The organism is Streptomyces sp. NBC_01298 (assembly GCF_035978755.1).
Classification (GTDB): domain Bacteria; phylum Actinomycetota; class Actinomycetes; order Streptomycetales; family Streptomycetaceae; genus Streptomyces.
Map to the genome: position 1 here is coordinate 1,099,443 of NZ_CP108414.1, position 25,999 is coordinate 1,125,441.

At 69.4% G+C, this 25,999-nt stretch carries 32 protein-coding genes and 1 pseudogene; 29 read left to right on the forward strand and 4 right to left on the reverse strand.

Annotated features, from left to right (window positions below; all coding sequences use genetic code 11):
- Window positions 1–62: 62 nt before the first annotated feature.
- The 13 genes and pseudogenes from OG730_RS05000 to OG730_RS05060 all read left to right on the forward strand — a co-directional run bounded on the left by OG730_RS05000 (window position 63) and on the right by OG730_RS05060 (window position 6,618).
- Entirely contained in the window at window positions 63–1,214 is a 1,152-nt protein-coding gene (locus OG730_RS05000; RefSeq protein ID WP_327303023.1) for a hypothetical protein, read from the forward strand.
- A gap of 90 nt (window positions 1,215–1,304) precedes the next feature.
- Window positions 1,305–2,171 (forward strand): hypothetical protein, encoded by an 867-nt coding sequence (locus OG730_RS05005; RefSeq protein ID WP_327303024.1) that lies wholly within the window; start codon window positions 1,305–1,307, stop codon window positions 2,169–2,171.
- 109 nt (window positions 2,172–2,280) lie between these two features.
- Window positions 2,281–2,613, forward strand: coding sequence for a hypothetical protein (locus tag OG730_RS05010; RefSeq protein ID WP_327303025.1), 333 nt, complete (start codon window positions 2,281–2,283; stop codon window positions 2,611–2,613).
- 59 nt (window positions 2,614–2,672) lie between these two features.
- The gene (locus OG730_RS05015; protein WP_327303026.1) at window positions 2,673–2,885 is read left to right on the forward strand and encodes a hypothetical protein; all 213 of its coding nucleotides are present in this window, start codon (window positions 2,673–2,675) and stop codon (window positions 2,883–2,885) included.
- Window positions 2,886–2,948: 63 nt separating this feature from the next.
- Window positions 2,949–3,209, forward strand: coding sequence for a hypothetical protein (locus tag OG730_RS05020; protein ID WP_327303027.1), 261 nt, complete (start codon window positions 2,949–2,951; stop codon window positions 3,207–3,209).
- 33 nt (window positions 3,210–3,242) lie between these two features.
- Window positions 3,243–3,710 (forward strand): hypothetical protein, encoded by a 468-nt coding sequence (locus tag OG730_RS05025; protein WP_327303028.1) that lies wholly within the window; start codon window positions 3,243–3,245, stop codon window positions 3,708–3,710.
- 119 nt (window positions 3,711–3,829) lie between these two features.
- Window positions 3,830–4,201: a hypothetical protein gene (locus OG730_RS05030; protein WP_327303029.1), complete on the forward strand. Its 372-nt coding sequence runs from the start codon at window positions 3,830–3,832 to the stop codon at window positions 4,199–4,201.
- A 79-nt stretch (window positions 4,202–4,280) separates the two neighbouring features.
- On the forward strand, window positions 4,281–4,589 hold the full coding sequence (locus OG730_RS05035; RefSeq protein ID WP_327303030.1) for a hypothetical protein: 309 nt from the start codon (window positions 4,281–4,283) through the stop codon (window positions 4,587–4,589).
- Between the two features lie 59 nt (window positions 4,590–4,648).
- Window positions 4,649–4,960, forward strand: coding sequence for a hypothetical protein (locus OG730_RS05040; RefSeq protein ID WP_327303031.1), 312 nt, complete (start codon window positions 4,649–4,651; stop codon window positions 4,958–4,960).
- Between the two features lie 90 nt (window positions 4,961–5,050).
- The gene (locus OG730_RS05045) at window positions 5,051–5,464 is read left to right on the forward strand and encodes a hypothetical protein (RefSeq protein WP_327303032.1); all 414 of its coding nucleotides are present in this window, start codon (window positions 5,051–5,053) and stop codon (window positions 5,462–5,464) included.
- A complete protein-coding gene (locus OG730_RS05050; protein ID WP_327303033.1) occupies window positions 5,461–5,661 on the forward strand; it encodes a hypothetical protein in 201 nt (66 codons plus the stop codon). Before OG730_RS05045 ends, OG730_RS05050 begins: the two co-directional genes overlap by 4 nt.
- A 28-nt stretch (window positions 5,662–5,689) precedes the next feature.
- Window positions 5,690–5,917, forward strand: a pseudogene (locus OG730_RS05055) (hypothetical protein); the annotation flags it as partial.
- A gap of 188 nt (window positions 5,918–6,105) precedes the next feature.
- A complete protein-coding gene (locus tag OG730_RS05060) occupies window positions 6,106–6,618 on the forward strand; it encodes a TRADD-N-associated membrane domain-containing protein (RefSeq protein WP_327309152.1) in 513 nt (170 codons plus the stop codon).
- An 87-nt stretch (window positions 6,619–6,705) separates the two neighbouring features.
- Here OG730_RS05060 and OG730_RS05065 read toward each other — a convergent pair whose 3' ends face one another.
- Window positions 6,706–7,176 carry a hypothetical protein gene (locus OG730_RS05065; RefSeq protein WP_327303034.1) on the reverse strand — a complete coding sequence of 157 codons (471 nt, stop codon included), beginning with the start codon at window positions 7,174–7,176 and terminating at the stop codon, window positions 6,706–6,708.
- A 703-nt stretch (window positions 7,177–7,879) separates the two neighbouring features.
- Here OG730_RS05065 and OG730_RS05070 point away from each other — a divergent pair.
- The 10 genes from OG730_RS05070 to OG730_RS05115 all read left to right on the forward strand — a co-directional run bounded on the left by OG730_RS05070 (window position 7,880) and on the right by OG730_RS05115 (window position 18,070).
- A complete protein-coding gene (locus tag OG730_RS05070) occupies window positions 7,880–9,520 on the forward strand; it encodes an AAA family ATPase (RefSeq protein ID WP_327303035.1) in 1,641 nt (546 codons plus the stop codon).
- Window positions 9,521–9,633: 113 nt separating this feature from the next.
- Window positions 9,634–10,374, forward strand: coding sequence for an HNH endonuclease (locus OG730_RS05075; protein WP_327303036.1), 741 nt, complete (start codon window positions 9,634–9,636; stop codon window positions 10,372–10,374).
- A 611-nt stretch (window positions 10,375–10,985) separates the two neighbouring features.
- Window positions 10,986–12,035 (forward strand): N-6 DNA methylase, encoded by a 1,050-nt coding sequence (locus tag OG730_RS05080; protein WP_327303037.1) that lies wholly within the window; start codon window positions 10,986–10,988, stop codon window positions 12,033–12,035.
- On the forward strand, window positions 12,032–12,820 hold the full coding sequence (locus tag OG730_RS05085) for an adenine nucleotide alpha hydrolase family protein (protein ID WP_327303038.1): 789 nt from the start codon (window positions 12,032–12,034) through the stop codon (window positions 12,818–12,820). Before OG730_RS05080 ends, OG730_RS05085 begins: the two co-directional genes overlap by 4 nt.
- A gap of 110 nt (window positions 12,821–12,930) precedes the next feature.
- Complete coding sequence (locus tag OG730_RS05090) at window positions 12,931–13,290, forward strand: hypothetical protein (RefSeq protein WP_327303039.1); 360 nt, start codon at window positions 12,931–12,933, stop codon at window positions 13,288–13,290.
- A gap of 26 nt (window positions 13,291–13,316) precedes the next feature.
- Window positions 13,317–13,958 carry a hypothetical protein gene (locus OG730_RS05095; RefSeq protein ID WP_327303040.1) on the forward strand — a complete coding sequence of 214 codons (642 nt, stop codon included), beginning with the start codon at window positions 13,317–13,319 and terminating at the stop codon, window positions 13,956–13,958.
- A 61-nt stretch (window positions 13,959–14,019) separates the two neighbouring features.
- Complete coding sequence (locus OG730_RS05100; RefSeq protein WP_327303041.1) at window positions 14,020–15,552, forward strand: ParB/RepB/Spo0J family partition protein; 1,533 nt, start codon at window positions 14,020–14,022, stop codon at window positions 15,550–15,552.
- A 70-nt stretch (window positions 15,553–15,622) separates the two neighbouring features.
- A complete protein-coding gene (locus tag OG730_RS05105; protein ID WP_327303042.1) occupies window positions 15,623–16,084 on the forward strand; it encodes a hypothetical protein in 462 nt (153 codons plus the stop codon).
- Between the two features lie 119 nt (window positions 16,085–16,203).
- A complete protein-coding gene (locus OG730_RS05110; protein WP_327303043.1) occupies window positions 16,204–17,241 on the forward strand; it encodes a YgjP-like metallopeptidase domain-containing protein in 1,038 nt (345 codons plus the stop codon).
- 367 nt (window positions 17,242–17,608) lie between these two features.
- A complete protein-coding gene (locus OG730_RS05115; protein WP_327303044.1) occupies window positions 17,609–18,070 on the forward strand; it encodes a type II toxin-antitoxin system PemK/MazF family toxin in 462 nt (153 codons plus the stop codon).
- A gap of 76 nt (window positions 18,071–18,146) precedes the next feature.
- Here the strand turns inward: OG730_RS05115 and OG730_RS05120 are convergent, their stop codons facing one another.
- Window positions 18,147–18,647 (reverse strand): cupin domain-containing protein, encoded by a 501-nt coding sequence (locus tag OG730_RS05120; protein WP_327303045.1) that lies wholly within the window; start codon window positions 18,645–18,647, stop codon window positions 18,147–18,149.
- A gap of 45 nt (window positions 18,648–18,692) precedes the next feature.
- Complete coding sequence (locus OG730_RS05125) at window positions 18,693–19,175, reverse strand: MarR family winged helix-turn-helix transcriptional regulator (protein ID WP_327303046.1); 483 nt, start codon at window positions 19,173–19,175, stop codon at window positions 18,693–18,695.
- A 136-nt stretch (window positions 19,176–19,311) separates the two neighbouring features.
- Between OG730_RS05125 and OG730_RS05130 the strand changes: the two genes are divergently transcribed.
- Together OG730_RS05130 and OG730_RS05135 are read left to right on the forward strand one after the other, a co-directional pair.
- A complete protein-coding gene (locus tag OG730_RS05130) occupies window positions 19,312–19,623 on the forward strand; it encodes a DUF1330 domain-containing protein (RefSeq protein WP_327303047.1) in 312 nt (103 codons plus the stop codon).
- 89 nt (window positions 19,624–19,712) lie between these two features.
- A complete protein-coding gene (locus OG730_RS05135) occupies window positions 19,713–20,231 on the forward strand; it encodes a cupin domain-containing protein (RefSeq protein ID WP_327303048.1) in 519 nt (172 codons plus the stop codon).
- Between the two features lie 39 nt (window positions 20,232–20,270).
- Here the strand turns inward: OG730_RS05135 and OG730_RS05140 are convergent, their stop codons facing one another.
- Window positions 20,271–21,107, reverse strand: a complete 837-nt coding sequence (locus OG730_RS05140) for a TIGR02452 family protein (protein ID WP_327303049.1) — start codon at window positions 21,105–21,107, stop codon at window positions 20,271–20,273.
- A 72-nt stretch (window positions 21,108–21,179) separates the two neighbouring features.
- On the opposite strand from OG730_RS05140, the gene egtA reads away from it, so the two are divergent.
- Genes egtA through egtD form a run of 4 tightly spaced genes read left to right on the forward strand, consistent with a single transcriptional unit; the run spans window position 21,180 to window position 25,832 of the window.
- Complete coding sequence (egtA, locus tag OG730_RS05145; protein WP_442814828.1) at window positions 21,180–22,577, forward strand: ergothioneine biosynthesis glutamate--cysteine ligase EgtA; 1,398 nt, start codon at window positions 21,180–21,182, stop codon at window positions 22,575–22,577.
- The gene (gene egtB / locus OG730_RS05150) at window positions 22,574–23,905 is read left to right on the forward strand and encodes an ergothioneine biosynthesis protein EgtB (RefSeq protein ID WP_327303050.1); all 1,332 of its coding nucleotides are present in this window, start codon (window positions 22,574–22,576) and stop codon (window positions 23,903–23,905) included. Before egtA ends, egtB begins: the two co-directional genes overlap by 4 nt.
- Window positions 23,905–24,765: an ergothioneine biosynthesis protein EgtC gene (egtC, locus tag OG730_RS05155; protein ID WP_327303051.1), complete on the forward strand. Its 861-nt coding sequence runs from the start codon at window positions 23,905–23,907 to the stop codon at window positions 24,763–24,765. Before egtB ends, egtC begins: the two co-directional genes overlap by 1 nt.
- Window positions 24,762–25,832, forward strand: coding sequence for an L-histidine N(alpha)-methyltransferase (egtD, locus tag OG730_RS05160; protein ID WP_327303052.1), 1,071 nt, complete (start codon window positions 24,762–24,764; stop codon window positions 25,830–25,832). Before egtC ends, egtD begins: the two co-directional genes overlap by 4 nt.
- Window positions 25,833–25,999: the final 167 nt, after the last annotated feature.

Sequence of the window (25,999 nt, forward strand, 5' to 3'; positions counted from 1 at the left end):
CCACCTCGCTTCGCCGGGCCCGCCTCGATGGGCGGGCCCGGCGCACCTCTTGGAGCTCTTTCATGACCACAACGGCCATAAGGCCCCGCGCCCGCTCGCAGGTCTCCATCTGGGAGGCCGCGCACGCCGCCGATGCACGCCGGCCCCGGTCGGTACAGACCCAGCTGGGGGCGTCGGACACGATCTGCATGCGCCGGGCCGGGTACATCCTGGCGGGCACTGCCCGGACCAACACCCCCGACAAGAAGACCGCGATCCTCGGCACGTACATCCACACGGGCCTGCTGGAGGACGCGCGGCGTGAGTACGGGTGGCTGGTGGAGCGGACGGTCCAGGACGACACGATCCGCGGGCACATCGACATCGTGCAGCTGGACGCGGCGACCGCCGGGCGCCTCCCGAAGCGGCACCGGCCGAAGGTTGCCGCCGCAGAACTGACGGTCGAGGACGTGAAGACGAAGTCGGGCCGGATCTGGGACCGGGTCGTGCGCTTCGGGCCCACGGCCGCCGAGATGCGGCAGGTCCTGCTGTACGCGAGCCTGCTGTGCACGGTGGGCTTCGCGGACATCCCCGGTCAGCGGTACCTGCACCGGCTCGGGCCGGTACAGGTCGAGCGGATCCGGTTCCGGTTCGTCAACCGGGACACGGGCGAGGAGCACGTCGAGGAGTTCCCGTTCGACCAGTGGCTGGCGGCGGAGGCGCGCTGGTGGGTGGACCGGGTGATCGAGGCCCCGGCTCCGGAGGAGCTGCGCCGCGACCATGACGGGCCGCAGCTGTCCGCGATCTGTGACAACTGCGCCTTCCTGTCCGCGTGCTGGCCCGACGCGGCCCCGGGCACTCCAGCACAGACCCTGCTCATTCACGACGACGAGGACCGGGCGAAGGCCCTGGACCGCTACGTCCGTGCCCGCGAGCGCGGCAGGGAGGCGGAGAAGGTGAAGAAGCTCGTCCGCGCCATGGTCGATGACTCGCCGGAGGGCAACTACGGCCCCAACCATCTCGGGTGGGAGGGCGGCAAGGACAAGGAAGAGGCCGACGTCGAGGCGATGGCCGGCGCGTTCGAGGATGCCGACCTTGCCGTGCCGATGGTTCCCGACCAGGAGGCGATGGTCCGGATCATGCGCCGCGCCGGCATGACGGTGCCGATGCGCAAGGCGCCGGGCAAGAAGTCGCCCCGGTCGATCAAGGTCTCGAAGGCCCGTCCGGCCGCCTGATGGCACCCCTGGCCGCCTCGCGTGTGCGGGGCGGCCGGATGGACCCCAACGCACCCAGCTACACCGCTCATATGCCCTTGGAGGCTCCCCGTGACCATTCTTCGCCGCCACCTCAGCACCGGGTACACCGTGCTGCCGACGGCCACGCTCGAGGATGCGCGGTTGAGTTTCCGGGCGCGGGGCATCTTGGCATACCTGCTGGCCAAGCCGGACTCGTGGAAGGTCGCCGCCGATCGGATCTCGAAGGCGGGCAAGGAGGGCATCGAGGCGGTCAGGACGGCGCTGCGGGAGTTGCGGGATGCCGGGTACTACCGGGTGGTGACCGAGCGCCTGGCGGACGGCACGTTCCATCGGGTCACCGAGGTCTACGACCAGGCGCAGGAGTGGGCCGCGGAGGAGTTCCGGGAGGCGGAGCAGCGGCGGGCGGCACGCCGGCGGAAGGCCGGGGGCCCGGCTCCGGCGGGGCCGAGTCCGGCCGGGCCGAACCTTGAGGGCGAGGTCGGCACCGAAACCGGGTTTTCGGGGTTCGGTTCCCCGGGGTCTGGTTCTCCGGCCGCCGGTTCGCCCGGGGTTATAGGTAGTAACCAGAGCAAGTACTCAAAGAAGAACCCCCCAACCCCCGCAGCTGGCGCTGCTGGGGAGCCCGCTGCCGCAGCAGAAGAGACCCCGGCAGCGCCGCAGGAGCCGGGGCGGTGCTCGGCGCATCCGGAGGGCGGTGGGCGGTCCTGCCGTGGCTGCGGGACGAGTCCTCGTCAGCAGCGGGCGGATGAGGAGCGGGTGAAGAAGGAGGCGGCTCGTGCGCGGGAGCGGGCCCGGGACGAGAAGGTGCTGAACGAAGTCCGTTCCGACGGGGCGCCGTTGTCGTCGGTGGCCAGGGATGCGATCGCGGAGATCCGTGTGCGGTCGCGGGCGGCGAAGGAGGCCTCGGCTTCGGTGAACCCCCGAAACAAGAAATAGGCCACGATCTTTCTGTATCCTGACGCCGTCGCTTGATTGACACCCCTACCCCGCGTAGTAGAATTTAGATAACGCGGGAGAGGCCCGCGATACCTCTTGGAGAGAACGCATGAACCAGCCTCAGATCAGCCAGGGCCGCGCCACCGTGGCGCCGGAGTACCTGATGGACGCACCGACCCGCACCTGGGAGATCCACGTCAAGAGCTCCACCCCGCGACCTACGGTCCACCTCTACGTTGACCATTTCCAGGTCACGGCACAGAAGGAGCAGGGAGCGCAGGACTGGACACTGGTCTCCGTACGGGAGTTCACCGACCGCCGGCCCCGCCTCGGGCTGTCGATGACCGCGATGCCCTGGCAGGTCAGCTTCGCGCTGACGGCCGTGCTTGAGCAGGTGCAGGAGCAGGAGTCCACGGACTCCCGCCTGCTCCAGTACACCTGACCCTTCAACCGCGTGCAGTGGCCTAGAAATAGGCCACTGCACATTCTTGGAGTAGCCTCATGAAGCCTCCTGCCGCCCCGGCCCTCACCGGTGACGACATCCAGATGGCAGTCCGGGACTTCTTCACTCCGGCGCAGCTCGCCGCGTTCGTGGACCTGCCGTACAACTACCAGCGCGCCCGATGGGGCGAGCAGCAGCTCCTGGACCCAGGCCGGCGGCTACAGATGCGCCGTGTGCCCGGCGAGCCGGAGGCGGGAGCTCTGTGCACCTAGACCCGGGCGCCGCGCGGCTTCACCTACGAGGTCGAGGCACCCGCGGGGATCAGGTCGGGTCTCGTGGCCTGGGTCGACGCCTCCGAGCTGATCGACCAGCGCCTGACTCCCGTGCGCTACGGAGCACTCCGCAAGGCCGTGGACGACGAGGCGGCGCACGAGCAGGCCTACCACCGCGGGCCGGCCCCCTTCCGCGACCCGGAGACATGGCGGGCCCTCGCCTACCAGCCGTGGTCGCGCACCGCCGCGCGCCTGGCCTTGAGGGCGGCGGCGGCCAAGGAGGCCATCACGCCCGCGCCGCACCCCCAGCCCGCCCTGTTCTGACCCACCCGCCCGCCCGCCGAGAAGGTGCCAGCCGTGATCAATTCGACCGCCACGACGTCCTGGATGGAGCTGGCGCCGTGCGTCGGCGTCGAGGAGTTCGTCTTCGACCCTCCCGTCACCCGCAAGTCCACCAAGGAGCTGGGCGAGCTCACCGAGCCCCTGCTGCGCACCTGCCTGGGCTGCCCGGTGGTGGCCGAGTGCTACGACCGCGTCCGTCCGCAGGGTTCTCAGTTCGATGGCGTGTGCTCGGCGCGGGTGTGGGTCAACGGAAGGGTCGTCGCCTCGGCGGCCTCGGCGCCGGCACTCCCGAAGGGACTGCCCTCGCGGGCGGGGGTGTGCGGGGAGAGCAGTGGCGTGAAGGGACACCGGCGCAACGGTGAGCCGCTCTGCGGGCAGTGCCGCGTCACGGCGCAGCGCGCGCAGTCCCGCGCGGCGGGGGCCGCCACGATCCGCAAGCGGGGTGCGCTCAGCGCCCGCAAGGCCGCGCCGGCCGCAGCCTGAGTATCGACCTACCGAGCCTGTGACCTGCGGGTTTACATTGACACCCCCTCTAGAGGTAGTAGAATTCAGATATAAGGAAGGGGGAAACCCCCGTCCGAAGACCAGCCGGAAGGAATCCCATGAACAGCATCCCGATCCCCGACCCGCTCACCGTTCTGCACGTCGCCCGCAACTACGCCATCACCGAGCAGCAGGCGGAGGTCGCCCTCACCTGGGCCTCGGTCAACATGGCGGTCCAGTGGGCAGAGTTCGCCGTAGCCGCCGGGCTGGACGAAGCCGACGGCGAGGCGATGAGCCGCTGGAGTCAGCAGTTCCCGACCATCCACATCGAGGCACTGGACGAGGCGATCGCAAGCGTCGCGGCGGCCCCGGTGCCCGTCCTGAATCCGGTCGAGCAGCTGCTGGCCGAGGTCCGCCGCGCTCCCGCCCCGGCCCTGTACCGCCCGGCGAGCCCGATGCGCACCAACCGCAGCCGCGTCCGCATCCGCTGAGCGCACCTCTCCCCGGCCCGCCCCGCCATCGGGGCGGGCCGCGCCATGCCGCCACCCGACACACCGCCTGGAGGGCCTGATGGGCGCCATCACCTTTTACGACATCGCCGCCGGAGACGCGCCGGACAAGGCCTTCGAAGCGATCCGCAGCGAAGCCCTGTACGAGCACGGGCACCGGGAGGGCACCGGCAGCATCGCGGAGAAGGACACCTTCATCGTCTTCGACGAACCCCGCCGATCCAAGGCCGCCGCATATCGCCGGGCGTCCGAGCTGATCGACGCCAACGACCCCCGCATCGAGAACAAGTGGGGCCCGGCTGGCGCTCTGCCGGTCACCACGTCCAGCGCCGAGAACGGCTGGCTGTTCTTCGGCTGGGCCAACGACTGAACCCCTCGGCGCGCCCGCATGGGCGCGCCGCCCACACCTCTTGGACTCGGAAGAACCACATGTCCTTCAAGCACCTGCCGCTCCTCGGAACGGCGGAGATCATCGCAACGCTGAACCTGAGCAACGCGCAGACCCAGAGCGCCGCCTCCCTGGCGCACGCCGTCGCCCGCCGCGCCTGGTCGCGTCGGCCGGGCCACAAGCACGGCCAGGGATATGAGGAGTTCGCCGCCGCGATACCGGCCTGCAGCTGGCTGACGATGTTCGAGGTCGGTGCGCTCCTCCAGCTCGGCCGTCGGTGCGAGGCCGACAACCTGATGGCCGCGGCCCGCCTCGTGCACCAGTCCCGCGCGCACGGCGGAGCCCGCCGGTGAGCCACACCCCTCGCGTCACCGCCTCCCCCGGCCCCGACCAGTGACCGTCGCGACGCCTGACTGCACCCACAACCCCGGATGGAGCCAGAGGTGTTCGACCTCTACATGACCCGCACCGCCTTGATCACGACCGCCGCGCTCCTGCGCGTACCCGCCGAACGTCGTACGCCTCTTGAGCTCGCGAAGGACGGCGGGCTGCTGGAGCTGTGGCAGCACACCGGGCCGGAGACGCGCCGGACGCTGCTCCTCCAGGCAGCGTGGGAGGCCCGCGGTGCGTTCCTCGGTGAGGCCGAGGACGATGCCCTGCGCTACGCCTCATACCTGTCGGAGGCCGCGGACGCCGCAGCTCGGGCCGGCATGACCGAGCGGGCCGACTTCGCGCACCTCAACAGCCCGCACTTCCTGGTCGCCCAGTCACTCGCCTTCGACCGGGACGACTTGGAGATATCCCTCGTCGCGACGCTGACCCTCGCGGTCCACATGCCTTCCGGGTGGCCGGAGTGAACGCCGGAGCCCGCGTGTGGCTGCGCCAGGAGGACGGAGAGAACGTCCGCGACCAGGCCGGGGGCACCGTGGCCTTCTTCGTGACCGAGGTCCAGACCCACCACTGGGGAACGCTGTGCGAGCTCGCCACAGACGACCCCGTCATCCACATCCTCTACGCAGGCTGGCACCCCGTCGGCCGACTCACCCAGGTCTGACCGCAAGGGCCATCACTGTGACCATCACGATCATCCATACCCGCCTAAAAGCGCCCTGACCCGGGGCACGGTCTGCGTGGAGGCGGCCCACCGCAGCGGGTCCCTGGTCACTGCCCGGCGGGCCCAGGCGCTGGGGAGGATCACCATGGGCATCCCCGCACCCATTCCCTGTGGTGCCGCTCTGGCTCCCATCCGGTTCCGGCTGGATCATGTCGCCAGACGGCAGCACCGAGGCCACCCACCGGCGCTACCCTGATTGGTGCTCAGGTCAGTGCCTGTGCGGTCAGACGGGGGGCAGGGCAAGTGGAGCATTTAGATCTTGAAGGTGAGTCGTCCGAGGAGCAGGAACCCACGGATACTCCGCAGACGGTCAACGTCAGCATCAAGGGGCGTCTTCGCAATAGCACGGTCCACGTCCACTCTGGAGTATCAGTCGACTCTCCTATGGGGATTGGCTCGGCGGGGACTGGGGGAAGCCTCGCTGCGCAGCGGCAGAGGTTTCATTTCGATTTCCTGAACCACACGCTCAAGCAGGCCGAGTGGACGTTCCGCTTGAGCGTGTGGTTCATGACGGGCGGAGCGGTAGTAATCCTCGCCGGGGCTGTCTTGGCACTGGTGCACGCCGGGAACCCTGACCTTAGCTACCTTCCGCTCGTGACGAGCCTGACGGGTGCACTGATCACCGTCGGCGGGGGCGCGCTGGCGCTCCACTCGAAGCGGACCATGGCCACCCTCACCAAGGCCGCCGAGGATAACGAAAGCAAGATCGACGTTGATCACAAGCTGGAAGTGGCGACGACCTTCATCGACCGTGTCGGAGACTCCGAGACAAAGGATCGCCTGAACTCAGCAGCCGCCATGAAAGCTTTGGGTATGGAGGCGGCACCGGACGTGATGGTCAATCGGTTGCTTCCTGAGCAGGCCAAGGAGATCGAGCCGCCCGGCTCATCCCGTTGAAGCACCGAGGCCCGGGGCGGTATCGTCCCGGTCCTCCCGTGCGCCCACCAAGCCAGGGGGCTGGGCGGGTCCTATGCGCTCCGTGAGCTACTTCTCGGCCTTCTTGAACTCGGCTTCACGCTTGATCGCGTCAGCCAGTTTCGTGTCGGCCCTCGCGGCCACCCCAGCCTGTCGCTCGACCTCCGCCCATTTGGCATCTGCCTCGGCCTCGCCGTTAGGAACCACCGACGCGATCTGGGTCTGACGGTGCCAGTCGATCAACGCGAGCGTCCAGGCCTTGATGGTCGCGAACGACTCCTCACTCAGCTTCTTGATCTCGGCCGAGCCGAACATCTCCAACTTGGCCTCGGTGAGGCCCCACACCTTCATGTCGTGGTTGGGGTCGAGCGTTTCCTCGAAGACCTTCTTGTCACGCAGCACGTCCCGCCGGGTTCGGGCTATCGCCTCGCGGGACCTGAGCACCTCGGCGTAGGTGTCCATGCGTCGGTCCCACAGGCGGTGGCGTCGCTCGCGCCGTTGAGCAAGGACGTGGGTGCCCAGGACAGCGGCGGTGGACACGACAGCAGTGACAGACCCGACGATCAGAGTCGCGTCTACGGGTTGGAGTGGCATGGGCTCATGTTGCCAACCTGACGGTTCCGCCGGCTGTGACTTCCGGTGATCGGCAATCACGACTCGTGAGCTTGCTCCGCAAGATTGTGCGCGGCTGAACCTGTGCGCTCAACTTGGATCAGACAGGCTCATAGCCGTCCGGCCTCCGCATTGCGGGTGATTGATACCGGGTAGCGGGGGGACAGCCGAGAGGGACCGCGTGGAACGCGGGACCGACCGCCGGGCGCAACACCCGACCCGACAAGGTGGGTGGCACGCCACTCGGAGACCTCCAATGTCAGCACGCACGTTCACCCCTGACGCGCTCCGCCACATCCGGGCGGAACACGGTCTGAGCCAGCGGGCCCTTGTGGACGAGATCGACCGCGTTCACAACACCGTCTCCCTGATGCGGATCTCGATTTTCCCCAGAGCCGCTCTTCGTTCTCCAGCCAGTAGTTGCTGGCAAGGGGAATCTGGGCGCCCGATCGTGGAGCGTGCGGGTGCTACCTGGGGAGGGCTCCGTCGGGAGTCCACGTGGGGCGTACCCCGAAGCGGCCCACGGCCCCGGCGGCGCCTACTCCAGGAGCTCGTGCAAGCTATCCACGTTCGACTGCCGGACGGATAGGCTTCCAGGTTCGACTGCTGCCGCGAGCATGGAGGAACCCCCGTGCGGTTCATCGTCCAATCCGATCGGAGCGGGCCCAATACCACGGGCCCTCGAACCGCCATCCTTGTCCCCGACAGTTGGGACGACCGCGGATACAGAACCAGCTACGACCTGTGGTTCCGTCGACTCGACTACGTCGAGCCGATCCAAATCGGCCGCGTCAAGCTCGCGCTGGTTGATCAAGAACCGGGTCCGAGTCCCCTGGCACCCGGCGACTTTCCCAACGGGCTGCCGGGCGACTTGGGCGAATGGATTTCGCTCGGCCAAGAGGACCGGTACTACGAAACAATCACCGAGCTCGGTGACCAGGTGGCACACGAGATCCTCAGCGGCCTAGGCGACATCGTCTACGGGGCGGTTGACCCCACCCAGCGGGAGGACCGCCTGCATGAGCTGTCAAGGTCGAGTCCGGTCGTCGCGATCTCCCTCATGCGGAGCGTCTCTGCGCAAACGACCGCCCATCAGTTCTGGCGGATCGCTACTGGCGGACCGAGGCTCGCCCGCTACAAATTCGAATACCACCCACCGGAACCGGTCCTCTCGAGCACGGCCCGCCCCCCGCTGGAGTTCGAGGTCCAACCCTATTCCGTCCCACCCAGCAACATCCACGTCCTCATCGGACGCAACGGGGTCGGAAAGACCACCCTCCTGCGCTCTCTGGCCACAGCCGCCGTTCGCCCCTTCGACCTGCCCGAAAATGTCGGCAAGATCGTGTACATCACGAAGGTCGGCTTCGCCAACGTCCTACTCGTCACCTTCAGCGCGTTCGACCCCTTCGCCGGCATCAGCCCCTCGCACACCACGACCAGATACACGCACGTCGGCCTGACCACGCACGTACCCGGCGGCGAAACGGAAGACAGCCAAGCGGCCCGCCTGAAAGAGCGGGAGGATCTGGCAGACGAATTCTGTGACAGCCTCGGCTCGCTCACGACCTCCGGACGCTTCGATCGTTGGATCGAGGCCGTGGACACCCTGGCCAGCGATCCCCAATTCGACGCCGCAGTCATCGGTGCTACCGGCGGGCTGCTCCCCGAAACCCCTGGCAAGAGAGCGATCGAGGTCCTCCTGGAACCTGTAATCGACGAAAAGGGCGACGTCCTCCGCGAACTGGCGACAGGCGCAGGACGTCCGTGGCGTGACATCTTCATGAGTCTCAGCTCCGGACACGCCATCGTCCTGCTGACCCTTACCAGGCTCGTGGACCTGGTCGCAGAGCAGACGCTCGTGCTGCTCGACGAGCCCGAGGCGCATCTCCATCCCCCACTGCTTTCTTCATTCGTCCGCGCGCTGTCTGACCTTCTGACGGAGCGCAACGGTGTCGCCATCACTGCGACGCACTCGCCCGTCGTGCTTCAAGAGGTACCCAAGTCCTGCGTTTACAAGATCAGCCGCAACAGCTCACGCGGGCGGGCGCGGCGCCCCAGGATCGAAACCTATGGGGAAAACGTCGGGGTGTTGACTCACGAAATCTTCGGCCTTGAAGTGATGAAGTCCGGCTTCTACGCCGAGATCGGGAAGGCTGTCGACGTGTTCGACACCTACGAGGAGGTCCTCGATTACTTCACGGGGCAGCTGGGTGACGAGGCAAAGGGTCTTGTCCGCATCCTGCTTGCGGACAAGAGGGCGGGAGACCGCTGATGTGGGCTGCTAACCCGCTGACACTCAGCGCCAGAGACAGCTGGGTGACCTGCACCAGCCGGTCCCGTGATACGCAGAAGAATGGCGACCGCGGAACCAAGCTACGCGGGGCCGTGGACAGCGTGGAGAAGGCGGCTCAGACCTTCCGGGCTGCCGCGCTGTCGTGCACCCTGCACGACCTCAGGTCGGAAGACTTCCAGGTCGCCGGCATACCTGGGGCAGAGGTCTCCGACACTGTCTATGGCACAGGCATGACAGATGGCCCCGGGCGCGAAATCTACGACGAGATCATGGACGGCCGCGACGAAGACCTCTGCCCGATGTGCCGGCACACCGAGGTGACTGAGCTCGATCACGTCCTGCCGAAGAAGGCCTTCCCGGCGCTGTGTGTCACACCTGACAACCTCGTGGGGGTCTGCGAGTTCTGCAACGGTAAGAAGGGTGACATCACCGCGACAGATGACAGAAAGGTACTGCTGCACCCACTTTTCGAGAGCGCCGCCAGAGAACCCTGGCTGAAGGCCGAGGCCGTCCCCGGCGGAGCGGGGGTGCTCAGGTACTTCGTGACTGCACCGCCCCGCTGGGAGGCGGTGTTCGCCGACCGAGTCCGCTACCAGTTCGACTTCCTGAAACTGGGCATGCGCTACAGCAGCAAGGCTAACCACACCCTGGCGGGAATGCGGCAGCATTTCGCAGATCAGCTCGAAGCCAGTCATGCCCCGGGACTCCGACTGCACTTGGAAAGCCTCGCCTTCAGCCACCGCGCCGACGACCCCAACGGATGGGCAGGCGTGGCGTACAGCGCGTGGGCGGCCGACGACGCCTTCTGCCAAGGAGCCTTCATCCGCCCGTAGTGCGCCAGCATCGCGCGACCGTCCCACGCGCGCGGAGTGGGGTCTCACCGGATGCCAGCTCGCGCAGATCCCACTCAGCGTGAACCCCATCTGGGCTCGTCCGCGAATACGCGACACCTGAACCTGCGAGCTAACCAGTCCCAAGGCTGGTGCCGAGCAGTCAAAGGCGCCCGCGGTGGCGCTACGCGCTGGGCTGCGCCCATCCGGGATCTGGCTGGCTGTCGCGCGGCCCTCTGGCTGTGGCTTCTGACCACAGGGCGGCGCCCAGGAGGTGGGGAACTTGGGTGAGCAGGTCTGTCCCACCCCCGAGCACCGACTGGGGAGATTTCTCGAGCCCCATCATCCCTATACGAGTCCGGCCGCAACGTGCCGACCGTGGGAGTGCCGGCCACTATCGCCGACACCTCGAAGGCCCGGACGCCGCCGTCAAGGCGGCGATGTCGATGCTGCGGCAGACCTGTCCGAGCCCATCTCGGGGAGGTTGACCCTCCCCTCATTCATAGTAGAATAGAGATACGAGTTGGAGGGGACCCCTTCCGGCTCCCGACCCGCCCCGCCTCCCCGGCGGGGCGGGTCGCCCCGTTTCAGCACCCCCTCACCAAGGAGAAGCCGTGTCCCTGCAACTGGATCTCTTCGCGAACGCCGACCCCGAGCCCTCGCCGGCGCCTCAGACCTTCGCGGCCAAGCCGACCCCGGCCCCGCGGCCCGCTCGCACCGCAACCGCTTCCGCGACTCCGCCACTTCGGTCCGAACCCAAGCCGAAGCCCGCAGGGACGCACGATCTCCACGCCAAGGCCTTCGCTCTCGGTGAGACCGTCACCGGGGCATGGAACCGGGCACATGGCGGCCCGGACATCGCCATTCCGATCGGGCTCATGGCCGCTCTCGCCCTTGTGCGGCAAAAGGACTCCACCGGACCGGACCTCAAGGCGCAGATCCTCGCCCTGAACGGCGGAGAGCTGATCGAGATGTACCGCCAGATCTGGGCGCAGCACTGGATGCACCGGCCCGACCTCATCGATCGGGCCCGCATCCTCCACGAGTGGCTCAACGACGGAAGGACGGTCGACAAGGACCGGGTCTACGCCGTCCAGGCCGTGACACAAGCCGCTCTGAAGGGCGGCATCCTCGACCTGACCGGGCACGCCGACCCTTACGAGCGGACCCACACCGACACCCTGTCGCACGTGATGATGCTGCTGCGCAGCAACAGCGCCCAGCAGGGCCTCGGCGAGTACCACACCCCACCGGCGGTGGCCGACGGACTGGCCGAGGTGATGGTGACGGTGTCGATGGAGTCGAAGAAGCCGGAGGCAGGCCAGCACATCCACGACCCGGCCGGCGGGAGCGGCGGCCTGCTGCGCGCGGCCGCCCAGCGGCTTCGCCGTCTCGGCTTCGACCCGGCCGACTTCCAGTGGTCGATGGTCGACATCGACAAGATCGCCGCCGCCTGCGCGGCCGTCAACATGATCGTCTGGGGCATGGGCATGCGGGTGACCGTGGCCTGCGACAACGCACTGTCGAACCCGCGCGCCGTCGAAGACGCCCAGGCCCAGGCACGCGCCGTGATAGCCCACCGCGACGAGATGCTGGGCAAGGCGCGCATCATCGCCGAGATCCGGCGCACGCAGCAGCTGTTCGAGGAGGTCGTAGCAGCATGAAGGCCATCAGCTTCGGCGGAGGCGCCCAGAGCATGGGGCTGATGGTCCTGGCGGCCCGCCGCCAGATCCCGCACCGCACCTTCCTCTTCGCCAACGTCGGCGAGGACAGCGAGGATCCACGCACGCTCGACTACGTGGAGAGGGTCGCCGCCCCCTACGCCCGCGCGCACGGCCTCGACCTGCATATCCTGGATCGGGTCACACGTTCGGGGCGGCGCGAAACGTTGTGGGGGCGGCTGATGCGGCCGGGGTCGCGGTCCTTGCCGATCCCCGTACGGATGTCGAACGGGGCCCCGGGGACCCGCTCGTGCACCAAGGATTTCAAGATCTCGGTGACAGGCAGGTGGCTGCGCGAGCGCGGAGCCGGCCCGGGCACGCCCGCGGAGGTGGGTATCGGGATCTCCCTGGACGAGATCAGCCGGGTTTCGAACCGGCACGTCGAGAGGTACGAGCAGATCACCTATCCCCTGCTGGACTTGCGGATGCGCCGGGCGGACTGCCTGTCCGTCATCGCCGACGAGGGCCTCGAGCTTCCATCGAAGTCGGCGTGCTGGTTCTGTCCACTGAAGTCCCTGGCGGGCTGGTCGGAGCTGCTTCGGGACCGGCCGGTGCTGTTCGAGCGCGCCTGCGAGCTGGAAGAGACGCTGATCGCCCGGCGGGCCGGCCTGGATCGCGACCCGGTGTTCCTGACGCGGACCGGCCGCCCTCTGGCGGAGGCGGTGGCGGCGGCGCAGGATGAGCTGCCGATGGATGTCGGCTGCGATTCCGGCTGGTGCATGACCTGACCTCCCTACCTCTGACCTGCAGTGATGTGGTTGACACCCCCCTCATGCGTAGTAGAATTTAGATATGAGCTGAGGGGGAAGCCACCAGCCACAACCAGGAGGAGCACACCGTGACCGGACCGGAGATCGCACTGCGGATCGACCTCAACGGCAACATCCGCGAGCTGGACATCGGCACCGTCCGCGACCAGCAGATCCGGATCATCGGCCGCGCCCTCCTCGACAGCATCCAGGCCGTCGACTTCATCCGGCAGCCCACCGACCCCGACATCGTGATCCTGGCCCGCGCCCACCGCGACTGGCAGGAACCCAACCTCCACGCCGCCCGCGCCGTGGACGAACTCGCCGCGCCACTTCCGCACTTGATCCAGGGCGAGGTCGTCTTCGCCGGATATACGGCCGCCGGAGCCCTCACCGGTCTGCCCCACGACGCCGCCCAGACCATCCGCGCAGCCTGCCAGCCCCGCTAGACCAACCGCCCTCCGGAGAAGCCCACATGAGCACCGACACCGCACCCCGCCTATCCCTCGTCGACCTCTACATCCTGGGCGACCTGATCGCCGCCCGGCTCGGCGACACCTGGACGAAGTCCGACGACACCACCGACACCGAAGCCATCAGCTTCGACCACACCGCAGGCCACACCATCAGCGTCCGACGGCTGTGGGACGGCGTCGGCGCCCAGACCTCCCTACACATGGAAGGCCAGCCCACCTACAACGCGGGGGCCGTCTTCAGCGACTCCGAAGCCACCAGCGACACCCTCCTCAAGGCCATCGAGAGCCGCCTTCTCCCCGCCCTCGGCGGCCACCGCCCCAAGCTCCAGCAGAGCGGAACCCCCCACCCGCCGCCGGACGCGGACACCGCGAAGCTCACCGACCAGGCCCCGGCCGGCAGCGAGCCCGCGCAGGACACCCCGACCGTCAGCGAGACCGCCGAGCCGAGCGACCCGCCCACTCACATCACGCCCACGGCCCCGGCCGCCACGAAGCCCCCGGCGAAGGCCAAGAAGGCCCCTGCGGCCAGGCCGAAGAAGGCAACCACAGCGGCGAAGACCACCACGGTGGGCCGCACCGCCAAGGCCACCGGTGCCACCAAGCGCGCCACAACCCGTACGACCACGACGACCAGCGCCTGACGAGACCCCACCGGTGCGGGCGGCGACCCCGCCCGCACCCCAACCCGCAAGGACGAAAACCATGACCGCTACCGCGATCGAGCCCACCCCGACCACCATCGCCGCCTACGAAGGCCACTTCGGCTGGTACGACCCCCGCGAGCTGGTGATCGACCCGTTCAACCACCGCAAGACCCGAGGTGAAGACGACAACGGCACCGAGCCCGACCAGGCACTCATCGACTCCATCGTGGAGTTCGGCGTCAACGCCCCCCTGCTCCTGCGCCCGCAGACCGGCGCACAGGACGGCGCCCTCGGCGTCGTCTTCGGCCAGCGCCGCATGAAGGCTGCGATCATCGCCGCCGAACGAGCCATAGAAGCCGGACAGCCGATCCGCCTCGTGCCGGCCATCGTCCGCGAGGACCTGCGCGACGTGGACGACGAGGCCCTGGCCCTGTCCGTCATCGAGAACGTCCACCGCCGCCAGGCAACCACCCTCGATGTCCTCGACGCCGCAGAACAGCTGTCCCTCATGCCGGTCGGCAAGCTGCGCAAGAAGCGCGCCGCCCGCGCCCTGGGCATCAAGCCCGAGGAGGTCGCCGCCGCCCCGCAGGCGGCCAAGCTCAGCGAACGCGCACTGCGCGAAGCCAACGCCGCCGCCTTCGACCTGGTGGAGATGGCCGACTACCACTCCGTCGAGACCCTCGGCGGATCCCTGACCACCCTCAAGCACGCCAAGAGGAAGGACACGGAGGCAGGCGACTCCTCACGCGGCCACTGGGCACACGCCCTCGCCGAGCTCCGCCAAAAGCAGAAGGACGAAGAGAAGCGGGCCCGCCTCATCCAGGACTTCAAGGCCAAGGGCATCCCGGTCGTCGCCTGGAACGCGAACCGCGAGCACGGCACCTCGCGCCGCCTCAGCGACCTCGTCAGCGACATCGGGAACACCATGACGGCCGAGCTGCACAAGGAGTGCCCCGGCCACGCGGTCGCCATGATCCCCGGCGACACCGAAGTGGAGTGGCTGTGCGCGGACTGGAAGCGGTACGACCACGAACTCACCGACTCCGCGTCCGCAGCGGCCAAGGCCCCCAAGTCGACGCCGGAGATGCTGGAGGCCGTCCGCAAGGTGCGGCGCTACAACAAGGCCTGGAGGACAGCCCGCGACGTGCGCCGCGAGTACATCAGCCAGCTCTGCGCGGCCGGCGGCGAGGCCAATGACGCGACGTGGACGCTGATCCTGTCCACGATCACGGGAACCTCCATCAGCTACGGCCGGGCAGCTTCCCGCCCGAAGACCGACCTGATCAGCTCCTTCCTCAACATGGCGGACCCCAACGAAGGGCGCAGCCACTGGGACCGTGTGACCAACCCGTACGAGCCGGTGATCGCCACCACGGCGAAGACGCGGCGCTGGCGCCTGCTGCTGGCCCAGGTCGCAGCGATGTTCGAGAGCGAGGTCATGCACGACGGCGCGTGGCGCCACATCGATGAGGAAACGGTGACCTGGCTGTCGTTCCTCAAGGAGCAGGGCTACAAGCTGAGCGAGGTCGAGACCGAGGTCCTGGCGGAGGGAATCAAGAAGCACAAGCCCCGCCCGAAGAAGTCCAAGTAGAACCCCACCCCCACCTCTCCGGCGGCGGCCTCATCGAGGCCGCCGCCGGGCGCACACCTGAAGGCAGACCATGCACGAGAACCCGAACACCACGGACAGCACCATGCCCGCGACCTGGCACCGGCCTGAGTTCCAGGGCAGGGAGAAGGAACTCATCCACCTCGCGGCCGGCGCCAAGCTCGCCGGAGTGACCCGGTCGGCAGTCAGCAACTGGGCCGCCCGGCACGCCGACTTCCCCAAGCTCGTCCTGGAGACAGGCCCAAGGACCCGCCGAACCAAGTACGTGGTGAAGGACGAGTTCATAGCCTTCGCCGAGCGGAGGGGTTCGATGGTCACCCTGCGGAAGACCCCTTCGCCACACAGGCCTGGCGCCGTCATCGACGCGGCGCACCTGGAGCACTGCGAGAGGCAGGTGGCCAGACTCCGGGACCTCGAGATACGGCGTGCGGCCGAGCTCGCGAAGACCCGGCGGGCACTGAAGACAGCGCGTGCGCGCCTCGCCGAAGCCCAGGCGACAGCGAGGGCCAGGTAGGAGAAGTCGTTCTTCAAGCCCAGTTGACCCCCCTCCCATTCATAGTAGAATTTAGATATGAGCGGGAGGGGCCCCACCTCAAACCCTCACCAAAACCCACCCCAACCGAAGGATGTGCGATGACCTATTTGAAGGAACGCACCATCAACATCAACGGCGTCTCCGTCACCATCCGCACCAGCAACCGAACCACCCTCGAACTCGACGTAGCCAGCACCGGCAACATCATCGTCCGAGGCCCCGACACCACCACCGACGACGAAGCCCACGACCTCGTCAACCGCCGACGCCGCTGGATATACCGCCAGCTCACCCACCTCTGCGAAACCGCACCCGACAACCCGACCAAAGCCATCAAGAACGGCGAAACCTTCCCCTTCTTCGGCCGCCCCCACACCCTCCGCATCACCCGACAGGAGCCCGGCGCCAGCGCCGCCACCGCCTACACCCACCCCGACCTCGGCCCCACCCTCGACCTCCGCCACCACGCCGCGACAAACGAGGACGATGCCCGCCGAACCCTCATCAACCTCTACGCCAACGAGACCCGAAGTTGGCTGAAAAACCACGGCCACCGCATCACACAACTCACCACGAAGCCGGACACCGAACTCAAGGTGTCCTGGCGCGCCCGCACCCGATGGATCACCCGCCACAAGGACGGAAGCCTCACCCTCCACTGGGCCCTCAGCCAACTCCCCGCCATCCACCTCCGCGAACTCCTCCACCGCGCCCTCGATATCCACTCCGTCGCCGACGGACACGAACTCGACCAGCACCTCCAAGCACTCTGGCTCGGCCGGCTCCACCTCGACCTCGAACCCGAGCCGCCCACCAACCCCCAAGGCGACACCTGCCCGAAGTGCCACGCACACCCCGGCCACCTCCACACCGACAGGTGCACGATCGCGCGATGCGCCCTCACCGGACACCAGCGCAGCGGCTGCAACCACCTCGGAACCGGCTGCCTCACGCTCTGGTCTGGACGCTGGCCCGGCGACGAGGAGTGCGAGGAGTACGGCTTCTACTACCGCAACGGATCCAACGGCACCGAGCCCTGCAACGCCGACGATGAAGACGCGGCGTACGACCTGAACCGGCTCTACCGCGAGTGCACGTGGGACATATGCCTCCAGCGCATGGTCCTCCCCGGCTGAGACGTAGATCGCGTCAAAGTCTCCGAGGGGTCGGGAACTGAGTGAGGTGGTCAATCGATTGAATATCTCGCCCCGAGCTGCCCCTTCCCCACCTCTGCACCCCGCGCGTCCCCCACCAGCAGGCTTTCCGGGGGACGCGGGGGACACCGGGGGGACAGAAGTCTAAGGAAAGCCAGGGAAAGGCGAGGAAAGCTAAGCCTCCACGTGCCGAGCCGAAGACAGAACCTGCCGAGCATCCAGCAGGATGGGCGGCGGCCACGGGGTCGCGAAAGCTCGTTGGATCCTCGCGAAGCACCCGCCGGCCTGGGACGAAACTTCCGTCCCAGGCAGCACGACAGGGGCCTCAAAACCCAGTAATCTCCCCTAAATGACGGCACTTTCACACCACAGCAATGGTCACGTCGAGCAGCCCGGTCGTGACGGGGTCACCGCGACCGCCGAGGCCGATCCGCATGCCATCGGGCCGGTGCGGACCTCGTACGCCCCCGATCGCGACGGGGATCCGGATCCCGGTGAAATCGTGTGGACCTGGGTTCCGTTCGAGGAGAACGACGGGCGCGGAAAGGACCGGCCGGTGCTGGTCGTGGCCCGCGAGGAGAGCGGGACGCTCCTGGCCGTGCAGCTGTCCAGCAAGCGGCACGACCACGACCGGGAGTGGGTCCCCATCGGGACCGGACCGTGGGACAGCGCGGGCCGGGAGTCCTGGGTGGACGTGGACCGGGTACTGCGCGTACACGAGGACGGCATGCGGCGCGAGGCGTGCGCGCTGGACCTGGGGCGGTTCCGGCTCGTCGTGGACCGGCTGCGCGAGCTGTACGGCTGGCGCTAGCCGGCCGTCGGGGGCGGCGGCCGGTACCGGCCGCCGGCCATCGGGGCCCGGGCGTGGCCGCCCGGGCCCCTCGCCGTCATCCGTTGCGCGAGGACTCCCAGACCGCGCTGGTGCCGAAGTAGGAGTCGTACAGCTCCTGTACCTCCAGAAGGCTCTCGGGCGGGACCTTTCCGTACCGGATCCGCTCCAGGTGGCGGAAGTACTCGAAGCGCTCGACGCCCGGCGTGATGATGACGAGCATCTCGGCGATCTCGCCCGGAGCCGCGGCGAAGGCGTGCTGCTGACCGGGCGGCACCACGACGACGTCGCCGCGCTCGGCCGTCACGACCTGGTCGCCGGCGAGCAGTTGCGCGGTGCCGTCGAGGACGTAGAACATTTCCGCGGACTTGCCGTGATGGTGCGGACGAGCACCGTTCGCGCCCTTGGCCAGGGTCACGCGCATGGTCGAGAGCGCGCCACCCACCTGGGAGCTGTCCACCAACAGGTGGTTCTGGACCGGCGCGCCGCCTCCGATGAGCTCGGCGTCGGCTGCGCGTACGACGACGGAATCATCGAAGTCGGGGATGAAGAAGGACATTCTCGGGGACCTGTTCTGTCGTCGTTTCGCTTTCGCTTTCGCCTGTCATTGGTTGGCGTCGCGGATCTTCCTCAGGATCGGGATCATCGCGGAGATCTCCTCGGCCGTCAGCACGTCGTGCAGGTGACGTTGGGTCGACGCCAGCCCCAACCTCCCCCGCTCGCGCGCCTCCTTGAGGCCTTCCTCGGTCGGCGCGACGAGAGTGACGCGCCGGTCCGTCGGGTGGGCCCCCCGCGTCACCAGTCCGCGCTTCTCCGCCGCGTCCAGCAGCCGCGTGGTGCGCGTCGTGCTGGTCGCGAGTGCCCGCGTGATGTCAACGGTGCGCAGAGCGTGCCCGGGGGTGCGCGCGAGGCGGAACAGCAGGTCCGAGATCGAGGCTTCGACGTCGCCGCCCGGGCTGACCTCCGCGTCGATGCGTCCGGTCACGGCCAGGTACGCCTCGCGCAGCATCCCGTAGGTCTCCCAGCGGGGGTCGCCGAAGAGGTCGTCCATCGCGTCAGCGGTCGAACCCTTCCCCGTTTCGTCCATCGCCTTCACCACCTTGCCGTTGACGTGCCGTTGCCGTTGCCGTCCACACACATCCCTTGTGGAACCGTCCCGATCGGTAGTAAATTCGGGACTGTCCCGACCGGGACGATGTTGCCACAGTCGCGAGGAGATTCCCATGACCGCGTACGCACTGTTCGACAACATAGAGGTCACCGACCCGGCCAAGCTCGCCGAGTACGCCCAGCGCGTGCGCGCGGTGGTGGAGCGCCACGGCGGCCGCTACCTCGCCGTCGGGGGCCGGCTCGACCCGGTGGAGGGAGAGCCGATGCTGACCTACCCCGTCCTCATCGAGTTCCCCGACCTGGCCGCCGCCCGCGGCTGGTACGACGCCCCCGACTACCAGGAACTCAAGGCCCTCCGGCAGTCGGGCTCCAAGGCGAACGCCACCCTCTTCGAGACCGGCCCTTCCGACCTCCTGGACGCCTGAACAACCGCCCCGCGGCGTCCGGGCCGTCCGCGCGGAACCCGGACGGCCCGGACGGCCCGGACGCCGAACCCGAACGACAGGAGCGCGCGATGTCGCACCCGAACCACCCGCGGTACCCCGAGCCCCGCTACCAGGGAGACAGGGGTGAGGTGAACGCGTCCTTCCGGACCGCCGACACCCCGCCGGACCTGGTCTCGCCCGGCGGTGACGCCTACCGCTACCTCGCCACCCACGGATCGACCGGCGGCGAGTACGGCCTGTACCAGGTGGACCTGGCGGCGGGGGCGGCCGGCGCCAAGACCCACTTCCACAAGGCGATGTCGGAGTCCTTCTACGTCCTCTCCGGGGAGCTGGAGCTCTTCAACGGAGAGAAGTGGGTGACGGGCCGCGCCGGTGACTTCCTGTACGTGCCGGTCGGCGGCCTGCACGGCTTCAAGAACGTGACGGACGAGCCCATGTCGATGCTCATGCTCTTCTCCCCGGGCGCCCCGCGCGAGGAGTTCTTCGAAGGGGTCGCGGAGGTGGCGCGGCGCGGCAGTGCCGAACTCAAGGAGTTCCGCGTGCGGCACGACAGCTACTTCGAGGAAGACTTCCCGGCCGGGCCCTGACCGACCACCGGCTGCCGGCCACCTGCTGCCCGCTGCCCGCTACCGGGTGGACGGCTCCGCCAGTACCCGCTCGAACGCCTCCCGGGTCTCCGGCTTGCGGTCGAGTATGCCGAACACCACCCGCTCGAAGACTCCCGCGAACCGTCCGGCCAGCAGTGCGCGGAAGGCCTCCGCCACCTGCGCGGGGTCGTTCCGGAAGACTCCGCACCCCCAGGCGCCCAGCACCAGCCCCCGGTACCCGTGCAGTGCGGCCACCTCCAGCACCAGCTGCGCGCGGCGGGCCAGGGCGGCGGGGATTTCGGGCTCCCGGTCCGGTTCCTGGCGGCGGATGGTGCCCGCGTTCGGGGCCGGCGAGGTGAGGAACCCGACCCGGAAGGGGATGTCCAGGAGGGTGCCCCGGTCGTCGCGGAAGACGGGGACCCCGGGCGAGTGAATCACCCGGTCGGTGTAGAAGGTGCTGACCTCGGCGCGGTGGATCTCGTAGTACTCCGGGGCCTCCAGGAGGGTCTCGTACAGCGCCGAGGCGCGGCAGAGCGCCTCCTCCTGGGCCTTGGCCCCGCGGACGTAGCCGCCCCCGGGATTCCGGGCCGAAGCGAAGTTCAGGACGGCTACGGAACCGGGTCCCGGGAGGTCCCCGGCGAGCCTTCGGGCGGCGACCGTGCTGCTCTCCCCGGTGACCTCGACGATGGTCCGGCGGGTGTCCCGCACGTCCGGCTCGCCTGGAATGACCTGGTTTGGGCCATATATCCTGGTTCCTGCCTTGGCCTCCGCCACGGCGGCGGCGAGAGACACCTGCCGTCCCGACCGCGTCCGGTAACCGCCGGCCGCCACGATGTCCGCGTTCTCCCGCGCGATCTCGCGCAATCTGCCGCTCATGCTGTGATCTTCGGCGCTCCGGCAGGGCGCCCGCAATGGATTTGTGCCCCAAGAGACGGGTAGGCACGGGTGATGTCAGAGCCGACGACAGGAGACGAGGGCCCCGTCATGCCCCAGGACTCGCTCACCCGACTGACCGAAGCCACCGCCGAGGAGCTGATCCACGGCATCTGTTTCAAGACCGGCCCGCCCCGCCTGCTGGGCGCGGAGCTCGAATGGCTGGTGTTCGACGCCGAAGACCCCGGCCGGCCCGTTTCCCACGAACGCCTCGCCGACGCGCACGAAGCGGCCCGAGCCCTCCCGCTCGGTTCCGAGGTCACCGTCGAGCCCGGGGGCCAGCTGGAGCTCAGCTCGCCCCCCGCCACCTCCCTGACCGGCTGCGTCGACGGCCTCCAGGCCGATCTGACCGCCGTACGGGGCGCCCTGCGCGACCGGGGACTGGTGCTGCGCGGACTGGGCCAGGACCCGCGCCGCCCGCTGCGGCGGATGCTGACCAGCCCGCGGTACGAGGCCATGGAGACCTACTTCGACCGCACCGGCCCGGCCGGGCGCGCCATGATGCGCGCCTCGGCCTCCGTGCAGGTCAACGTGGACGCCGGTCACGAGGAGCCCGGCCCGCTGGGCCACGGCAGGCGCTGGCGCCTCTCCCACCTGCTCGGTGCGGTGCTGGTCGCCGCCTTCGCCAACTCCCCCGGGCGCGAAGGCCCGTACGCCGGATGGCGGTGTGCCCGCCAGGGCAACTGGAGCGACATCGACGCCCGTCGCTCCCTCGCCCCGCCGCTGGAGGCGGAGCCGCGCGGCGCGTGGACCCGGCAGGCGCTGGACACCGAGGTGATGTGCGTGCGGACGCACGAGGAGGGCGTGCCCTGGGCGGTCCCGCGCGGGCTGACCTTCCGCGACTGGCTGCGCTCCGACGGTGGCCACCGGCCGCCGACCGCCGCCGATCTGGACTACCACCTGACCACCCTCTTCCCGCCCGTACGGCCCCGGGGTCATCTGGAGCTGCGGATGATCGACGCGCAGCCCGGCGAGGACGGCTGGCTGGTTCCGGTGGCGGTCGTGCACGCGCTGTTCGACGACCCGGAGGCCGCGGAGACCGCGTACCGGGTGGCGAAGGGGCTGGCCGATTCCTACGGCGCCGGGCCCGCGCCGCGCAATCCGCTGTGGCGCTCCGCCGCCCGTGACGCGCTGTCCGATCCGGAGCTGCGGTCCGCGGCCCGCGCCTGCTTCCGGGCCGCCGTCGCGGCGCTGCCCCGGATGGGAGCCGACGGGCATGTCCTGGACACGGTCGGCGAGTTCACCGAGCGGTACGTGTCCCGCGGCCGCTGCCCGGCCGACGACCGGACCGAACCGCAGCACCGGCAGAGCCGCCCGCGCCCACATCCGCAGCAGGCGCAGCAGGCGCAGCAGCCCGCGCGTCCGCACCCGCGAACCCGACCGCAGCCGACGGGCGAGGAGGCACGCTCATGACCGCCGAACCGGAGCTCCTGCGCGAGCGGGCCGCCGCCGCCCTGACCGCTGCGCGCGTCCGCACGGCCGGACTCACCGACGCCGTCACCGAGTCGGAACTGACCGCGCAGCACTCCCCCTTGATGTCGCCGCTGGTCTGGGACCTCGCGCACATCGGGAACATGGAGGAGCTCTGGCTGCTGCGCAACGTGGCGGGCCGCGAGTCCATGCACCCCGAGATAGACCCGCTCTACGACGCGTTCGAGCATCCCCGCGCGGAGCGCCCGAAGTTGCCGCTGCTGAGCCCCGGCGAGGCCCGCCGGTACGCCGCCGAGGTCCGCGGCCGGGTCTTCGACCTGCTGGAGCGCACCCCCCTGGAGGGCACGGCCCTGCTGGACGGCGGCTACGTCTTCGGAATGATCGCCCAGCACGAACAGCAGCACGACGAAACGATGCTGATCACCCATCAGCTGCGGCAGGGCGCGCCGGTGCTGACGGCGCCCGACCCGGAGCCCCCACAGGGACCTGCGCCGGCGGCGGCCGAAGTGCTCGTACCGGCGGGCCCGTTCACGATGGGCACCTCGGCGGAGCCCTGGTCCCTCGACAATGAGCGGCCCGCGCACCAGCGCGAGGTCGAGGCGTTCTGGATCGACACCGTTCCGGTGACCAATGCCGCGTACCAGGAGTTCATGGCGGACGGCGGATACCACGAGGAGCGGTGGTGGGAGCCGGCCGGCTGGGCGGAGATCCGGCGGCACGGGATCGAGGCACCGCTGTTCTGGCACCGTGAGGGCGGTACCTGGCTGCGCCGCCGTTTCGGGGTCACCGAGCCGGTGCCCGGGGACGAGCCGGTGCTGCACGTGAGCTGGTACGAGGCCGACGCGTACGCCCGCTGGGCGGGGCGGCGGCTGCCCACCGAGGCGGAGTGGGAGAAGGCCGCCCGCCACGATCCGCGGGCCGGGCGCTCCACCCGCTATCCGTGGGGCGACGCGGACCCCACGCCCGCGCACGCCAATCTCGGCCAGCGCCACCTGCGGCCCGCCCCGGCGGGCGCCTATCCGGCGGGGGCCTCCCCGCTCGGGGTGCGCCAGCTCATCGGCGACGTGTGGGAGTGGACGGCTTCGGACTTCCTGCCCTACCCCGGTTTCCGGGCGTTCCCCTACCGCGAGTACTCCGAGGTGTTCTTCGGCCCGGAGCACAAGGTGCTGCGCGGCGGCTCCTTCGCCGTGGACGCGGTGGCCTGCCGGGGCACCTTCCGCAACTGGGACCTGCCGGTGCGCCGGCAGATCTTCTCCGGGTTCCGCACCGCGCGCGGCGCCGCCCCCGCAGGCTCCGCCGGGCAGGCCTGATGTGCCGTCACCTCGCTTATCTCGGGGCGCCCGTGAGCCTCGGACGGGTGCTGAGCGAGCCCGAGCATTCACTGGTGCGGCAGTCGTGGGAGCCGCGCCACCAGCGTTCCGGCACGGTCAACGCCGACGGCTTCGGCGTCGGCTGGTACGCGGAGGGGGACCCGGTGCCGGCCCGCTACCGCCGGGCCGGGCCGATCTGGGGCGACCTGACCTTCAGCGACCTCGCCCGGGTGGTCCGCAGCGGGGCCGTACTGGCCGCCGTACGGGATTCCACCCGGCCCGGGGCCGACGGGGAGGCGGCGGCGGCCCCGTTCGCGGAGGGGCAGTGGCTGTTCAGCCACAACGGCTCCCTGCGGGACTGGCCGGACGCCGTGGCACCGGTCGCGGCCGGGCTGGCGCCCCAGGAGCTGCTGTCGCTGGCCGCGCGTACGGACTCGGCGCTGATCTGGGCCCTGGTCCTGCACCGGCTGCGGGCGGACCCGGACCTCGGTGCGGCGCTGGCCGGGACGGTACGGGAGCTGGCCGAGGCCGCACCCGGATCCCGGATGAACCTGCTGCTGACCGACGGCCGGACCATAGCCGCGACGGCCTGGGGGGATTCCCTGTGGTACCTGGCCGACCCGTCGGCGCAGCGGACGGTGGTCGCCTCGGAACCCTACGACGACGACCCGCGCTGGTGCGAGGTGCCCGACCGGACCCTGCTGACCGCCACCCGCACCCGGATCGGCCTCGCCTCCCTGAAGGAGGCCTCCGCCGGCGCACCGCACGGACCGCACGCATCGGACGCGCCGCACACATCGGACGGAACCCACGCACCGCACGCACCGCACGCATCGCACCAAGGAGACGACGGCCAGTGAACGACTTCGAGCTGACCCGCACCCTCGACGAGCACGCCGCCGAGACGGCACTGCGCGCGGATGTGCACGACGGTCTGACCCGGTCCCCCAAGTCGCTGCCGCCCAAGTGGTTCTACGACGCCCGGGGCAGTGAACTCTTCGAGGAGATCACCCGGTTGCCCGAGTACTACCCGACGCGCGCCGAGCGGGAGATCCTGCTCGAACGGGCCCGGGAGATCGCCTCGGTGAGCGGGGCCCGCACCCTGGTGGAGCTGGGTTCCGGTTCCTCGGAGAAGACCCAACACCTGATCGAGGCGCTGCCCGCGCTGGACACGTACGTACCGGTCGACGTGAGCGAGAGCGCGCTCGCCGGGGCGGCGAAGACCCTGCTGGACGAGCATCCGGGGCTGCGCGTGCACGCGTTGCTGGCCGACTTCACCCGCGCGCTGCGGCTGCCGGACTCCCCGGGGCCCCGGCTGGTGGTGTTCCTGGGCGGCACGATCGGGAACCTGCTGCCGCCGGAGCGGGCCGTGTTCCTGGCGGACGTACGGGCGATGCTGTCGCCCGGGGACGCGCTGCTGATGGGGACGGACCTGGTGAAGGACCCGGCCGTCCTGGTGTCGGCGTACGACGACGCGCAGGGCGTGACGGCGGAGTTCAACGCCAACGTACTGTCCGTGGTGAACCGGGAGTTGGGCGCGGACTTCCACACCGCCGACTTCGCTCACGTGGCGGTGTGGAACCGGGAGCACGAGTGGATCGAGATGCGGCTGCGGGCGCGGCGGCCGTTGGTGGTGAAGGTCCGGGCGCTGGATCTGGAAGTGCCCTTCGAGGAGGGTGAGGAAATCCTGACGGAGATCTCGGCGAAGTTCCGTCAGGAGGGAGTCCGCAGGGAACTCGCTGCCGCCGGACTGGAGTTGACCCACTGGTGGACGGACGCGGGAGGCCGTTTCGCCCTGTCGCTGTCGGTGGCCGACGGGATCGGCACCGACGGCTGGGAGGGCACGCCGGCCAGCAGCGGCCCCGCCGGCCGTGACACGGGTGACGCGGGCGACGCGGGTACCGGTTCGGCGAGCACGGCCGCCTGAGCCGCGGCCGCGAGGTCCCGCCGGTGCGCGTACCGCCCCGGCGGGATCCGCGGCAGCAGCCGCACCTCGGCGCGCACCCCGCGGGCCCGCGCGATCCGCCACAGCGAGGCGGTCAGCGGATCGTCCCCGACGAACGCGGGCGCCCCGGCGGGCCCCCCGTCATCGAG

Excerpts from the sequence above, each read along its gene's own strand:
- OG730_RS05035 (WP_327303030.1), top strand. The coding sequence starts at position 4,281 with ATGGGCGCCATCACCTTTTACGACATCGCCGCCGGAGACGCGCCGGAC.
- OG730_RS05100 (WP_327303041.1), top strand. The coding sequence starts at position 14,020 with ATGACCGCTACCGCGATCGAGCCCACCCCGACCACCATCGCCGCCTAC.
- OG730_RS05125 (WP_327303046.1), bottom strand. The coding sequence starts at position 19,175 with ATGGACGAAACGGGGAAGGGTTCGACCGCTGACGCGATGGACGACCTC.
- OG730_RS05105 (WP_327303042.1), top strand. The coding sequence starts at position 15,623 with ATGCACGAGAACCCGAACACCACGGACAGCACCATGCCCGCGACCTGG.
- OG730_RS05040 (WP_327303031.1), top strand. The coding sequence starts at position 4,649 with ATGTCCTTCAAGCACCTGCCGCTCCTCGGAACGGCGGAGATCATCGCA.
- OG730_RS05135 (WP_327303048.1), top strand. The coding sequence starts at position 19,713 with ATGTCGCACCCGAACCACCCGCGGTACCCCGAGCCCCGCTACCAGGGA.
- OG730_RS05010 (WP_327303025.1), top strand. The coding sequence starts at position 2,281 with ATGAACCAGCCTCAGATCAGCCAGGGCCGCGCCACCGTGGCGCCGGAG.
- OG730_RS05140 (WP_327303049.1), bottom strand. The coding sequence starts at position 21,107 with ATGAGCGGCAGATTGCGCGAGATCGCGCGGGAGAACGCGGACATCGTG.
- OG730_RS05085 (WP_327303038.1), top strand. The coding sequence starts at position 12,032 with ATGAAGGCCATCAGCTTCGGCGGAGGCGCCCAGAGCATGGGGCTGATG.
- egtC (WP_327303051.1), top strand. The coding sequence starts at position 23,905 with ATGTGCCGTCACCTCGCTTATCTCGGGGCGCCCGTGAGCCTCGGACGG.
- OG730_RS05000 (WP_327303023.1), top strand. The coding sequence starts at position 63 with ATGACCACAACGGCCATAAGGCCCCGCGCCCGCTCGCAGGTCTCCATC.
- OG730_RS05060 (WP_327309152.1), top strand. The coding sequence starts at position 6,106 with ATGGGGATTGGCTCGGCGGGGACTGGGGGAAGCCTCGCTGCGCAGCGG.
- OG730_RS05130 (WP_327303047.1), top strand. The coding sequence starts at position 19,312 with ATGACCGCGTACGCACTGTTCGACAACATAGAGGTCACCGACCCGGCC.
- OG730_RS05120 (WP_327303045.1), bottom strand. The coding sequence starts at position 18,647 with ATGTCCTTCTTCATCCCCGACTTCGATGATTCCGTCGTCGTACGCGCA.
- OG730_RS05095 (WP_327303040.1), top strand. The coding sequence starts at position 13,317 with ATGAGCACCGACACCGCACCCCGCCTATCCCTCGTCGACCTCTACATC.
- egtA (WP_442814828.1), top strand. The coding sequence starts at position 21,180 with ATGTCAGAGCCGACGACAGGAGACGAGGGCCCCGTCATGCCCCAGGAC.
- OG730_RS05015 (WP_327303026.1), top strand. The coding sequence starts at position 2,673 with ATGAAGCCTCCTGCCGCCCCGGCCCTCACCGGTGACGACATCCAGATG.
- OG730_RS05030 (WP_327303029.1), top strand. The coding sequence starts at position 3,830 with ATGAACAGCATCCCGATCCCCGACCCGCTCACCGTTCTGCACGTCGCC.
- OG730_RS05110 (WP_327303043.1), top strand. The coding sequence starts at position 16,204 with ATGACCTATTTGAAGGAACGCACCATCAACATCAACGGCGTCTCCGTC.
- egtB (WP_327303050.1), top strand. The coding sequence starts at position 22,574 with ATGACCGCCGAACCGGAGCTCCTGCGCGAGCGGGCCGCCGCCGCCCTG.
- OG730_RS05115 (WP_327303044.1), top strand. The coding sequence starts at position 17,609 with ATGACGGCACTTTCACACCACAGCAATGGTCACGTCGAGCAGCCCGGT.